The sequence below is a fragment of the Gilliamella sp. B2887 genome (assembly GCF_026537015.1).
In the GTDB taxonomy this organism is placed as follows: domain Bacteria; phylum Pseudomonadota; class Gammaproteobacteria; order Enterobacterales; family Orbaceae; genus Gilliamella.
Map to the genome: position 1 here is coordinate 1 of NZ_JAFNMX010000012.1, position 15089 is coordinate 15089.

The window sequence follows — 15089 nt, forward strand, 5'->3', positions numbered from 1 at the left end:
GTTTTTGAGGTCACTTTCGTGATTTCGCCAATTTGCTCTCCCAGGTATTTGGGCGAATCTATGGCTAATATATCGGGGTGTCTGCCATGAATGAAATAATCTGTGCTTCCTCTATGAAAAGTTCGATTAGGATCGGGTGTAAAAAAGTGTTCAACCCGACCACTTGAAGCTGGAAGCAATTCTGATGATTGAGCTAGAATTTGATCTAATTTTTGCCGATAAAATGCGGTTATATTTTTAACATAACTCACGTCTTTATATCTACCTTCAATTTTAAATGATCTTACTCCAGCTTGAATTAGCTCAATTAGATTTTCGGATTGATTATTGTCTTTCATAGATAATAAATGTTTTTGATAGGCAACTATTCGACCTTTATCATCTTTTAAGGTATAAGGTAATCTACAAGATTGTGAACAATCACCTCGATTTGCACTTCGTCCAGTTTGAGCATGAGAAATATAACATTGACCAGAAAAAGCAACACATAATGCACCATGAATGAAAAACTCAATATTTGCATCAGTATGCTGATTAATATTAGCAATTTCAGTTAAATTAAGTTCTCGAGCCAATACAATTTGAGAGAAACCAACATCAGAAAGGAATTTTGCTTTTTCAGGGGTACGAATATCCATTTGCGTACTCGCGTGTAAATCAATAGGCGGAATATCCATATTTAATATGCCCATATCTTGGACAATTAAAGCATCAATACCAGCATCATACAATTGCCAAATTAGGTTCCTTGCTAATTCCAATTCGTTATCATGCAGTATAGTATTTAATGTAACAAAAATTTTGACATAATATTGATGAGCAAATTCAACTAATTTTGCAAGATCACTAACGGAATTACCTGCATTATGTCTAGCCCCAAAATTTGGTCCACCTATATAGACGGCATCTGCACCATGTAAGATGGCCTGTTTTGCAATTTCGATATTTTTGGCTGGACTGAGAAGTTCTAATTTATTGTTGATACTTTTGGGATTTAGCATTAATGACTCTTTTTAAAAATACAACTTAAGATGACTGGCTAACTGGTAATATTCAAACGTTATAATTAATTTAATAATCCTTGTCAAGAAGTTTCAGAAACCTATACGTTTGAGTAAAATCATTCCTATAATATTTGCTTATATACGTTTAATTTGCAAAGCACTTTTATAATAATTCACCTCCATATTTTAGAATTAAATATAATTTTATTTTGTTCACCTACTCTGCCTAGTATAACTAATGATTCACCTATTATTCTTTAATAATGAAAATATTTTATAAAATAAAATTTATACTATATTATATAAAGTTCTAATTTTAGCCTTTTCCTGGTTAAAGGATTTTTAGATAATTATTTAGGGAAAAAAATGAAAAAACAGGCAATATTTATAGCGGGCGATGAGAATATTTATTTTCCCGCTCTAGTAGCTTTAGAAAGTATTAAAGAATACAACAATGATATTTTCGATATGTTCATGTGTTTTGATGGAAGTAAATTGACACCTTACATGCAGCAAACATTAAGTAAGCATTCTATAAATTTTATTGATACTAAAGAGTTAAGAAAATTTGGTATTGAAGAAAAATTTTCGATGATGATTGAAAATCATTGGCCTATCGATATTTTTTATAATTATGCATTACCTATTTATCTTGGTGAATTAGGTTATACTTACTCCTATAAAGTTGATTATGATATTCTTTGTGTAGGTAAATATATATTAGATGAAATAGAACCTCGTGATGTGTTTTTTTCTGGTTGGACGAATAAAGTAAATTTAGAAAAAGAGAATATTGAAAAAGAAACCATTAAGAAATTAATAGACGATAATATAATTTCAGGGCAAACTATCGACTACATGAATGTAGGTTTTCTTGGTTTTAATAATAAAAATTATACTGAACAAAAAATATTTGAAAAACTATCTGATGCTTACTTACTACTCAAAAGAGAATCACCTAATGCAAAATTATTAGAACAAATTGCATTCGCATTAGTCATTGAAAGTACAAAAGGAAAATTCAAGAAAATCCCTGAGACATATAATCATCGAGTACTATCCACACGAGAAAGTAATGATAACTTTGAGTTTGATACTAAAAATATCCATTTTATTACAAAATTTAAACCTTGGAGAAAACTTGAAAAAAATATAATCAAATGGTTTATTTTTAATAATGGAAGTCATATGTATTTGTATCGAAATTTATGGCTTGATTACGCATCAAAAATAGATGGGTTTGAGATTTTTTGTATGGAAAAACCGCTAACAACTAAACAATTAGTTGGAATGGAAATGCATATTGTTCGATGCTTTAATGAAAAGCTTAACTCATTAAAACCTCAAGTTAAAGGATAAATTATTTAGTTCTTAATTGACAACCTTGATATCCTTAATAAGGTTGTCAACTTAATAACTTTTATTTTTTCTTAGAAAATTTAACAATTTTATCTAGATTTGCCATTTCATTACTTACAAACATTGTTAAGCCTTGAATGTAATCAGCCAAAACAGATGGTGGCATTAATTGATAATTGTTACCAAATATCTCATTCAATAAATTAACCACTTTTTTGTAATTTTTCTGAGCAAGAGCAACTTTAACCATTTGTATATGGCATTGTGTATTATTAGGTGTATGTTTTTCAAAATCGTCTAATAATTTATTCGATTTTTCATATTGCCCTATATTACGAAAAATATCAGCTAAAATCAGTTGTAATATATATTTCTTCAAAAAATATTTATTTGTATTAGAATTTATTAAGGGATTAAGCTGCATAATAGCCCCACCCCAATTTTGTTGTGTCATTTTCACGAGCACATTTAATATATCTAATTCATTTTGCTCAAATAAGCCTTTTTCTAAAAAGGCAGATTTAATTTTCATTGCATATGTCGAACTGTGGAGATAATAGCAACAAGTTAATTGATAAAAGAGATCTATTGCTTTTTTATTAGTAATTTTTTCCCAACATTGAAAAGCTCCTTCCCATTTTTCTTGAGTCATCAAAATAAACGCTTTAGTTTTATTATCTTTAATATCTTCAAATCTTACTTTAACATTATTAAAAAATAGAGAAATTTGATATTTTCGATAACCTGCTTCTGCTAACATTTGTTGTGCAATAATTTTCCAATTTCCCTCTTTTTTTAATAATACCTGAGAAAAGGCTATTATTTCTTCCCAATTTGCAGACATTTGCAATGCTTCAATGTAAATATTTAAGGCTGAAACAGGAATAATCATATAATTATTATTAAATGTTTTCTTTAAATGAGAAGATATACCAGAATAATCTTTCTTAATAATGTATAATTTAATTTTTTGCAATTCGAATTCAAAATTATACGTTTTGTGTTTTTCAAAATTAACTAATTGCGTTTGACATTTTTCAGGCTCATTATTTTTTCTATATACATCTGCCAGTATTAATTCAGGAAAGAATTTTTTCAGAAAATATTCATTTACATTACTTTTCAGTAAAATATTTAATTGGTCTATCGCCGTATTCCAATCTTTATTATATGCTGATATTAAAGAATTAATTAATAGTGACATTTCTTTATCATAATCAGAATGTAGCAAAAACTCATTTTGAACCTTAACAATATGATCTTTATTGGGTAAGTGCTGACAACAAATTAACTGATAAAAAAGCTTAACACTTGAGTTTTCATTCACTTTATTCCAACTATCATAAGCTTGATACCATTGTTCTCGTCCCATAAAAAGAAATGCCAACACTTTGTGATTTTTGATATTGCTGATATTAACTGGGAATAATGAAGGGTTTCTCAGATAGTAAGTTGCTTCTGCTAAAATAAGATAAGCTAGCTCTTCTTGTGTTTTATCAATGGATAATAATTGTATTGCACGTTGTATAGCTATTGGCCAGTTTTGTTCTTGGTATGCTCTTAGTAGAAAATCAGTTAATATTGAAACATTTACTTCTTCTGGCATATCATAAGGTTTATCCAAATCTTCAATTGCTTCAAAAGTCCTTTCACAACATTTTCCATCTCTGTATGGATAAACTGTTTTAATTCTTGAAAAATAGGGTTCTTTGATCGCAAAATCATTCTTAACAATATCATTTAAAGCGCGATTCAAATCTTCTTCCTTCGTAACAACAGGACCAAAACCGTGCTGTCTATAATCAAAATAACCTTTCGAAAAAGTATGTTTTCCTGAAAAAAACTCATTTTCATCAAATTGATAGTATATAATTTGTTTTTCTAAATATGCCATTTCAAAGGCTATAGATGAATAGTCAGTTATAAGAAGTGTTGATTTCAAAAATAATTCTTGAATGCTACAGTTTTCAGAACGCCATTGCTCTATATATGAAGGTATATTAAATTCATCCAAATACGGTTCTATGTTTTTATGAAGGGCAAAAATAACTTTTACTCCATCATTTGTTATTCTTTTTAACTCTTCACTATGTATGAAACTTTTCCAATGTATAGCATAGTCAGTTAACATAAAATTAGGATTTTTATCGCGTTCTGAACGATCTGTTTTTGCTTTAGGTAAAATAGAATCGCGCCAAGTAGGCATTATTAAGATTATTTTTTGCTCTGATGCAAATTTATCTTTTTGAAAAAATAATGCATCATGTCTTGGTAATCCTGTTAATTTTACTTCTTTATTTGTTAAAAAATATTTATCGTCAAATGCAATTGAATTAAATTCAGGCTCCGTACTAGTAAGCATCAAACTAACATTTTTCTTGGTATTAATCCAATTTGATAAATCGTCTTTAATGACACCATGTTGTAAGAACACAAATTGTTGATTTAACATTGACCCATCAGAGAAATAATCATTAACATATTTATCAATATGGCTACTGACTACTTTTGATGCCGTTTTTAATAATTTTTTATGTTCAAATGAGCCAAAGTTTAACAAATTAAAATTATCTTTTTTCAAACGATCCCAATCATGAGATTTGTTTGATAATACATAGTAAATGTCTCGATTTGGATGTTCAGATCGAATATATCGATACAAATGCTCTGCATTATCGTCAGCCGCAGAGTCTCTGTCCATTAAAATCCAATGTTCTCGCTTATTAGTTTGAGCAAATTTAGCTAAATGTTCCATCATTTTTTCATGAGAAACACCAGTATAAAAAAAAGTTCCTTTGATGAAAATTTTTGAATGAACACCATTAAATTTAATTTCAAACTTATTAAAGTTTTCAGGTAAAGGGACCCATAGTTTATATGTTGTTACAAAATATTTATCACCAAATGTGTGTTTTTTCTTTTTCTGATATTTAGGTATTGTATCATTATTATCAAATAATATAGCAATATCACTATCATTATAACTATGATATGAAATAAGTATCTCTTTTTTTGCTGGATCATATCTTTCGATATAGGCAATCTGATTTATCTCAGTTATCCCTTTGAAAGTTCCCAATATCCCTACTTTAAACAAAAACCAAATACCCGCTAAATCAAAACCCAATATGACTTCTTTATCTATATAAGATAAAACCGTTTCAGCATTTTCATAGAACTTAATTTTTTCATCCTCACTAAGGATATTTAATGGATTGGGATTATTAATTAAACGTTTACAAATCCAAGCAAAATCATATAAAGCTTGTCGTTGAATGAATTCTGGAATTTGTTCTAATCTTTCTTTATAAAACTCCAAAACAAATATTGGACCGCGCTCGATAGCATCTAAAAATTTACGTTTATCATTCCAAGAGGTATCTAAAGTTGAGGAATTGTCTTCTCTTTTCCTATAATAATATTTTGCAGATGGCAAAAAAGCTACTTTTAATGATTTAATATAGTATATGTATTCGGAAGCAAAACGCGCATCTTCAAATGAAGGTTTTAGTCTTGTATCAAAAAATAAATCGTTTTCAAGAATGACTTGTGTAAGAAATATTCCTGAATTAACAGCCATTACAATGTTTTTACCGAAATCAAAATTGGAGTTATATTTAATTCCATTTGCAAAACGATATTTTAGTGGATGGGTATCACTGTATTGATCTACATTTTCATTATAAAATATGAAGTTACAACAAACCATGCCCGTATCTTCCGGATTTTTATCCATTACTTTTGCAATTTCTTCATAATAATCTAAACTTACAAAATCATCAGGATCCATGAAACTAACCCATTTGGTTTTTACATAATCCATACCGAAATTACGTGCTGATGCTTGTCCTCCATTTTCTTTATGAATATAAGTAATATTATTTGGATATTTTTTTTGCCATTTTTTGATGATTTGTGCAGAATTATCTTTAGAGTCATCATCGACTAAAATTAGATGAATATGATCTTCAAATCCAATAGTTTGATTAACTAAACTTTCAAAATAGTCATTCAAATATCTCTCAACACCATAAACTGCCGATACTACAGTAAATTTTTGTTCCGTTTTGTATTTTATTGATGGGGAATGCTTTAAAATATAATTCTGTCTTTTTTCATACATATCTGTAAAAAAAAGCTTAGGATTCTTTCTCAATTTATTCCATTTTTTTATTATTGACATAATCTTTTAAGACCTTATAAATCATGAATTTAGTAGATTAAAGTGAACAATTTTAATCTGTTGTTATTGAATTAAATATAAAATCTACTCAAAAACTTTATCAAATTATCTTTGTAGTCTTTTTCATTAATATTTTTAGCTGAAAAATCATTTGCACAAAATGAGTGAGGTAATGACTTAAATTTATTACTAAGAAAAGTATAATTAGTTTTTGCTGTTGTTGAACGAACATTAAAATAGTAACAAATATCACGTGACAATTTAGATTTACCCTCAAAATACATTATCCAAGGAACTAGAAATGTTGCTAAATTCAGATCATTTTCATTCCTAAATTGATTAGGAAGAAATCCATTAATTTCATTTCTAAACAATGACCAAGCTAATTCAAAGTATGATTTTTTTAAAGGGACATAAGTATGAGCTAACGGATTGTTTATTTTCTTGTTATATTTCTTTAATAGCAAATTACGAGAGTTCAAACTAGCAGATAAAGTTGGAGTATTAACACCTTTTTTGATCATCTGATCCAAATTTTTTCTATTTAAAAACAACGATGATAAATTATTACCACTAAGAAAATGTGTTTTAGGTAGTTTTCTGGCAATAAAAACATCATCATTAAAGTAAATAAAATTTTCTGATAAATCAGGGATATTATGTAAGTGAGCTTCAATAACATGAGAGTTAAATGTAGGAAGATATCTATGATTTATTATTTGCTTATGGTCAATTATTTTAACTTTATCAGATAAAGGAAATTCTGGAATTTGATTATCTGTCACTAAAAATATTGAATTTACCCAAGGTATATAAGATTCAATGCTTTTTATTACATAATATAACTCCCCATGATTTTCAAACCTTGAACTATCAATGGAAAACTGATTAAGGTGATTTTTATTAAGATCTTTATGAAAATTTAGTTTTTTAATCCAACTTGGGTCATTATTATTAACCCATGTAATAACCACATCAATAATTTCTGAACTTTGATTTTCAAGAATATTATACAACCTGAAATCATCTGTAATTAAGATATTTTCATTGATAACGTTATGACCTTGTTCATCAAATGATAAAGGATATTTATTTAAAAAATAGTCTCTAAAAAATATACCTGGATGTTTTACAAATTTATTGATTTTACTCATAACAAATAACTTATTTTAACTTTATACTTACTTTCTCAAAATAAACATAATTTTGAATACGATATAACTTCAAGAGAGTTTTTGAATCTTCATAAACAGACTCTTTCATATTTTCAATTTTGAGATCACTGTAATATTCTACTTCGTTATAAGTTGACTTCACTCCGAGTTTATAGACACCATCAGGAATATCATCAATCAATAAACCTTCATTTTTGAATGTAAACATTCCAGCCTTATCATAGCTGATATAATCTCCATTAAATAGTTTCCGACTAATATTTGGATCCGAATATTTTGCTAACTGTTTTTGATAAGATGAATTCTCTGTACTGAATAATAAAAAATTTTTTATAGAAGGCATATAATCAGGACAAGGCACTCCAATAATTGCAGCGATACCAATTAAATAGATTCTATTATTTTTTAGAAAAATGTTATATAACTCAACATAATGTTGACATTTTGTTTCATCAATCGAATCTTTCACCGGTGAGTGTCTATAGATATTGTGGAATACTCCTTGACCGACATATATCGGTTTATTTTTAATAGTTTTATTCCAATAATTTTTTTGTGCTTTTATTTGATTTGCATGTGTCCTAATCCAAGGTTCGGTCAACATTATATTTTGTCTTTCCCAAGCAATGTCTTTTTTTGTTGTTTTGGCCGGAGTACCAACAATTACACAATTGTTTGGGTATTTTCCTTTTACAACACTTGCAAAACCAATAACGGAACCTTCACCAATTTGACTTCCAGATAAAACTACAGAATTAAAAGCGAACCATACGTGTTCACCTATAATAATATCTTTTGATGGATTTATTCGGTCACCCGTATTAACATCATAAATTGCATGAGCATCATCCGAACGAATTTGATTACCGGTAGCAAACATGCAGTCATCCCCTACTACAATTTTCGTTTTTTCTGCTGATGTTATATATATTTTATTCGTCGAAGTTACATTATCGCCAATGTTAATATGACAAGAATAACCAGCTCTTATTTGTCCTGATAAATTTCCATTTTCGCCAATCATAACAACCGCATTATGTGATGGAAAATCAAAATTAATATTACGAATTTTACTTGACTCTGCGATGATTAATTTATTATTTCCGCCAACAAAATTCACTGTAACATTATTTAAATTTTTAGGCGCAAAAACCAGATTCCCATTATGATCTGAATAATTACCATTTATATTTATATTTTCCATTTCTGCTTTCTCGTTAGTATTTTTGAAATAATTAATGAATGTTTAATTCAAAATCAGTATAATAAACTGATCCCTTTATTTGAGATTTACTGCATAAATAAGTTTCATAGCGTTCAAACAATTCAGTATCAGGTTTCTGTCCTTCTTTCCAGAAATGATGTAGTCCTTTTTGAAAAGTTAATCCTTTTATATCATAATGAGCATCACCTAATACTATAACTGGTAATCCATGGATAAGTGCAGAAAGCCCACAAGTACTGTTTACAGTAACTAGCCCTTTTGCTTTCCTGAGTAAAACTGGCATCGGTACGCCATGTATATATATTACTCTTTTACTAACACCATATCGTTTAGCCAATTTTTTAATCAAATGTTTATAGTTGTTAAAACCTTCATCCATTGGATGATGCTTAATTAATAGATAACTTTCATCATCCGCGAACAGGGAAAATGATCGAATAACTCTAAAAATATAGGATCTCATTGAATGGTAGTAGCTATGAACCTGTATTTGAAAATCTTGATCACATTGCAATGGAAAAATATAAAATGGCTTATATTCATCATTATTTATCTTTTTTATCAATCCTGGTTGGATTAATCTTGCCTTAAATTTTCGTATTGATGCTAATCCCCAATGAAAAACGTAAAAAGTTAATGAAGTTTTTCTGTGATGTACATAATTTGAATACTTTCGTCTTTTTAAAAACATCAAAATATAATAGATACTGGCATAATAAATCATTAAATAAAAATGAGATTCATCTTTATTTGTATGAAAATAGGTATTGTGAATATTTTCATAAAAATCATAATTTTTAGGTGTAAGAGAAAAGCCATTCACCCCATTTTTTTCAAATGTTATATAGTGTGGTCTTAAATAACCCTCTTCAAAAACCCAAAATGATAAACTTGAGTTGGACTTAACTATTGACTTAGCTATTTTGTGGTAAGCACGACAATCACCAAAAACAACAATCGCATCAATATTATATTTTTCAATATAATCTATTAAAAATTGACGAAATTTGCCAATCGGTTCATAAAAAGACATACTATTTTGCGGAAAGAAAAACTCATCGCCTCCATTTAAATTGATCTTATAAACTTTACATTTTTGATTTTGTAACCATTTTGCAACATTTTTAAAAAACGGCCCAACTGGTCCCTGTAACAAAAGAATATTTTCTTTCGTTTGCACTAACTCGTCTAAATAATGACCCATTCCATAAAACACATAATAAATTATTTCTAATAAAAAGGTTTATTATTTTCAAAAAATATTAATATAAACAGATAGTTCATTATCATATTTAATTTATCAATAATTTTTGTTATAAATCCATTTTATGAACCAAAAAGTTTTCATTTAGTTAATCAAGCTTATCATTACATTATTGATATGACTTTATCCAAAGGTTTAGGATCATAGATAATTGACACTGAAAAATACAATGAAACGCAATAATCTTTATTAATAATTTTCTATTATGATAAGGCAATATTAAGAATTTGTAAAATACATTAAAGATAAATTTTATTTAAATATTTTATATCTATAAATCAATACTTTAAAAAATACAAAATTGATTAAATATGTAAGCAAAAAGATAGTTAAGTAAATTTTTCGTAATCTCATTAATTAAAAACTTACGATATCTTAGATATAGTGTAAAAAATTACTTTTTATGAGACTTTATATTAATAAAAAGAGTTATAATTTGCTTGATTTTATATAATTGTTTTTTTAACCAACATTGGTTGATAGATGGTGAGTTTTTCGTTCTCTCATTATTGAAGTAATTAATTAATGTTTCAGGATCTGTAAAATGCAGAGTTTTAGGATGAATGTATATCGAATATTCATACATAACAATATAAATTAATTCATCTAAAGATAAAATTCGATGCCTAAAAGGACTCGGATATAAGTCTGTAGTCAATCCCCAACCAGAATAAAAGGGTTGTCCATAGCAAACAACTTTTTTATGACGTATTAATGCTTCAAAACCAGCTAATGATGTGATTGTATGAATTTCGTCAACCTGTTCAATACAATCAATAATATTAACAAATTCAATAATATCATTGACATATTTTATCAATTCCGACTTATCTATCTTCCCTATTCTGTTACCACTTAACACATCAGGATGAGGTTTATAAATAATATAAGCGTCAGGATTTTTTTTTCTGACAACTTGAACGAGTTCTAAATTGGTTTTGATGATAGGCGAGCCGTATAATATTGACGCATCATCTTCAACTTGACCGGGTATCAATATAATTTTTCTCATTTCATCAACAGGTCTGATATTTTTTTCACTACCAATATTATATTTGCTTAGTTTTGTTACATTCAGTAATTGTCGCAATGAATTAGCTTTTTCTTGCTCTTTTTGGGTCACTACTCTAGTGGCTAAAAGTGACTCCAATTCGCTAATTGTTTGCGAGTTAAAATAAATACCTAACTCATCTATTACTAGCGAATATGGCATTACCAAATTAGACCCTAATCCTATTGATCGAATAAAACCATCTTCAATACGCAGAATACGTAATTTTGCTTTCTGAATCGTGGGGATAATATTTTCTTTACCTTGCCCCCAGATTAATATTTTTTGGGATTTCACTTTATGCATTAATTTGTTGTCATTTACAATTTTTCTAAACTTATTTATAGAACAAAAATGACTTTTAATAGAAGGAAGATTCAGATATGGCTGTAATGCGTGTTTCTTCCAGAATGAAAAACCAACGAGTTTAACTGTACCACGAAGTTTATTATTTAATTTTTTTATTTTGACCAAATAATCAATAACGTCGAAAATGGTTCCTTTTTTACCTGTATTAGGATTTATATATTGGCAATATAAAATGTAACTTGCTGCAAACAATTCGATGATAGTCGCCTCGGTTCTTCTATCATTATTTTTTAAACTTTTTATATTTTTATGACGATCATCTGTTAATCCCCATCCAGCATACCATGGTAATCCAAACGTAATAACTTCTTTACCTAATAAAAGAGCTTCAAAACCCATGTGAGAGGTAACTACATAAACTTTATCAATCTGCTTCAGTAATGAAATAGGATTAATATCATCAGTAAGCAGAATTACTGTGTCTTTAATAAAATTACTTGTTAAAAAACCTTTTTTATAACCATTAATTACATCTGTATGTGCTTTAACATATACAGTTGCCGTTGGATTTTCCTTTAATGCCTCATCTAACATTTCACGAAAAGTTTGCGGATCTGCACCGCCGTAATTAACAGACATATCTCCAACTGTTTGATCAATCACCAATACCTTTTTATTTTCAACATGAAGTTCATTATCATTAAAACCAATAAAATCTGGCGCATGATTATATTTTGTTATTTCGTTGTCAATGATTAATTTTATCGCTTGCGTTGCATCATTCAAATGTAAAACTAAACGGCTTTTATCTTTTATCAAACTCTCTAATTCTGATGGAGAACGAGCATCATAATAAATGCCTATATTATCTGCTATGAGTGAAAGTGGAAAATAACCATCTAATCCCAAGCCAACAGATCGTAAAAATCCATCTTCAAGTGAAATAAATGGCAGTTTATTTTCTGTAGCATATTTTCGTGCTTTCTTTGTGGTAGTACGAAATCCCCATCCAGCAATTGCATTAGCTTCTTTTTTTCTATTTTTATAGATAAATAATAAATCAGGGAAAAAATGATGAATGTGTTTAATTCTGAAAATTTTTTTTGAAAAAATAGCAACTTTTTGCATAAAAGATTAAATGACTTTTATGTTAAACGTTGTTGCTTAGTGTGATATTGATGAGCTTGATCGATAGTGTCAAATTGATGTAAATGCCCTTCCTCTAAAACCATTGCTTTATCACAGTAACTTTTGATAGCGTTCATATTATGTGACACCAAAATTAAAGAACGATCTTTCTTATTTTCAAATAATTCTTTTTTACATTTTTGTGTAAATCTAGAATCCCCTACAACTATGACTTCATCGATAAGGTAACAATCAAACTCTATTGATAATGATAAAGCAAAAGCTAAACGCGCTTTCATGCCTGATGAGTATTTTTTAATAGGTTCATATAAATAATCACCTAGTTCGGCAAAATCTTCAACATATTCTTTAGTCTTTTTTATATCAGTCTGATAAATCCTACATATAAACCGTAGATTATCCATACCTGTCAAACTACCCTGAAAAGCCCCTGTAAAAGCCAAAGGCCATGAAATAGTCATACTTCGTTTAATGGTTCCTGAGGTTGGTTTTTCAATTTGACTTATAAGTCTTATTAATGTTGATTTACCTGCCCCATTACGACCTAATATTCCAAGTTTTTCTCCTCGATGTAGAGTAAAACTAATATTATCTAGAACGGTTTTATAACCTTTTCTTGTAGTGTATTTTTTACAAACATTGTCTACTATGATCATGACCCTTCCTCAAGTATATGGTTTTCATTAATTTTAACCATAGCCAATCCAATAAATAATAGAACTATATTGCTCAAAATTAAATAACTTATACTTTCATGAGTGGTGACAGATGATCCAAAATATCCAAAACGGAACATTTCAGTTCCATGAACAGGAGGCAAAAAAAGTAACAAACTTTGAATTTCATTAGGAAAAGTATCAACCCAAAAAAAAGCCCCCGAAAAAGGAATTAAAATAAAACTTAATGTTCCCCATATTTTATCAAAAGATTCAAATCGAGCAGATAAAACAAAAATTACTAATCCAAGTCCTAGAGAAAACCAACACATTAGTCCCCACGCACATAGCATATAAAATGGATCATTCGGTATAGATATTAGCCCCAAAAAAATAAATATTATCATCACAAAAATTTGAGCTGCGCTTGCACCTATCATTTCCAGAAAAATACGCGCATATACAACGTCCAAAATACGTATATTATGATGATAGAGTAATGCTTGATTAGCTTTAACTGCACCCTTAGCCCGAGATGAGCTATTACGCCACATCATAACTATTGGATAACCTGTCAATACAAATGCAATGATATTAAGATTAGAAACGGCGTCTACTTTGAAAAAGTACCATATCAAGCTTATCAATAAAGTCAATGACATGGGTTCAACGAATAACCATAAAAAACCAATATTATTACGACCATATCGTGTAATAATTTCTCTTAATATTAAAGCTTTTATTACATTAACTTGTATTATTAATGAGCGTAAAAAATGAGTTTTAGAAATTAATTCACTCATCAATCTTTATGCTCCCTTATCCCTGCTAACATTAAATTAAATATACCGTATATAATCAGGCATATAATAAAAGTTGTGATGATATTATAGATTCGTGAAGGTTTAAATGAGACATCTGAAACACTAGGTTGCTCTATACGTTCTAAATAAAGCTGTTTCTTCGTTATCTCCACTTGAGCATTACGCAAAGATAATGTAGCAGCTTCAAATTGCTGTTTTGCAACAGTGTTATTTATAAGAATTTGTTGATATTCAGCCAGATTAGCATCTTTATTTTTATTTTTTTGAAACTCAGTAAGTGCTTGAGCTTCTTTTTTCATTTGTAATTCGGCATTTTTTAGCTCGGCTAAAGATGCTGTAATAAGATCTTGTTTGGCCCGCAAATTTATCTGATTAACAAATCCTTCCGCTTGTTTTAATAAATTTTCATTTATATCAAAAGCATCTTGCATATCGAATGCATTAACACTAATTGTAGCAATACCTGTAGAAATATCAAAATTGACATTTATCATATCACTCATATAACGATAAAAGTATTCTTTTTTATCCATAAAATCAAGGTTGAATCCATTAAAACGAGCAATGATATCCCCTTTTTGGGTATACCATTGTTTAACGGGTAACAATTGTTCAATAGAAGACAATGCATCTCTAGACTTTATATATGAAAGAACAACATAGGAATCATCATTTGAACGGGAAAGACCAACTTTTGAAAAAAAACTTCCTAATCCTCCTAATGAGGATTGAGTATTTGATGATCGTATAATATAGGTTGCTTCTGATGTATATATATTTTCTGCTATCAATCCAAAATATATCATTGACATTAAAGTCGGTAATGTAACAAGTAAATGCAGCAACCATCTTTTTTTTAACTTTATTAATAAAAACATAGTAGTATCAAG

The 15089-nt window shown here is 28.6% G+C and carries 10 protein-coding genes; 1 reads left to right on the forward strand and 9 read right to left on the reverse strand.

All coding sequences use genetic code 11. The annotated features are described in order from the left end of the window. A partial coding sequence (locus J3U13_RS09365) for a peptidase U32 family protein (RefSeq protein ID WP_267341692.1) occupies positions 1-1001 on the reverse strand: 1001 nt, incomplete at its 3' end. A gap of 369 nt (positions 1002-1370) precedes the next feature. On the opposite strand from J3U13_RS09365, the gene J3U13_RS09370 reads away from it, so the two are divergent. Then, positions 1371-2363 (forward strand): glycosyltransferase, encoded by a 993-nt coding sequence (locus J3U13_RS09370; protein WP_267341693.1) that lies wholly within the window; start codon positions 1371-1373, stop codon positions 2361-2363. A gap of 61 nt (positions 2364-2424) precedes the next feature. On the opposite strand, the gene J3U13_RS09375 is transcribed toward J3U13_RS09370, so the two are convergent. The 8 genes from J3U13_RS09375 to J3U13_RS09410 form a co-directional block, all read right to left on the reverse strand. Then, positions 2425-6546: a bifunctional glycosyltransferase/CDP-glycerol:glycerophosphate glycerophosphotransferase gene (locus tag J3U13_RS09375; protein WP_267341695.1), complete on the reverse strand. Its 4122-nt coding sequence runs from the start codon at positions 6544-6546 to the stop codon at positions 2425-2427. Between the two features lie 71 nt (positions 6547-6617). Continuing rightward, entirely contained in the window at positions 6618-7700 is a 1083-nt protein-coding gene (locus J3U13_RS09380; protein WP_267341696.1) for a stealth family protein, read from the reverse strand. 10 nt (positions 7701-7710) lie between these two features. Next, the gene (locus J3U13_RS09385; protein WP_267341697.1) at positions 7711-8925 is read right to left on the reverse strand and encodes an acyltransferase; all 1215 of its coding nucleotides are present in this window, start codon (positions 8923-8925) and stop codon (positions 7711-7713) included. Between the two features lie 31 nt (positions 8926-8956). Beyond that, positions 8957-10150: a capsule biosynthesis protein gene (locus J3U13_RS09390; RefSeq protein ID WP_267341698.1), complete on the reverse strand. Its 1194-nt coding sequence runs from the start codon at positions 10148-10150 to the stop codon at positions 8957-8959. Positions 10151-10604: 454 nt separating this feature from the next. Next, positions 10605-12698 (reverse strand): capsular polysaccharide biosynthesis protein, encoded by a 2094-nt coding sequence (locus J3U13_RS09395; protein WP_267341700.1) that lies wholly within the window; start codon positions 12696-12698, stop codon positions 10605-10607. A gap of 17 nt (positions 12699-12715) precedes the next feature. Continuing rightward, a complete protein-coding gene (locus J3U13_RS09400) occupies positions 12716-13375 on the reverse strand; it encodes an ABC transporter ATP-binding protein (RefSeq protein ID WP_267341701.1) in 660 nt (219 codons plus the stop codon). Further along, positions 13372-14178, reverse strand: coding sequence for an ABC transporter permease (locus tag J3U13_RS09405; protein WP_267341702.1), 807 nt, complete (start codon positions 14176-14178; stop codon positions 13372-13374). The genes J3U13_RS09400 and J3U13_RS09405 overlap by 4 nt, the downstream gene beginning before the upstream one ends. Then, positions 14178-15077 carry a hypothetical protein gene (locus J3U13_RS09410; protein WP_267341703.1) on the reverse strand — a complete coding sequence of 300 codons (900 nt, stop codon included), beginning with the start codon at positions 15075-15077 and terminating at the stop codon, positions 14178-14180. The genes J3U13_RS09405 and J3U13_RS09410 overlap by 1 nt, the downstream gene beginning before the upstream one ends. Between the last annotated feature and the right edge of the window lie 12 nt (positions 15078-15089).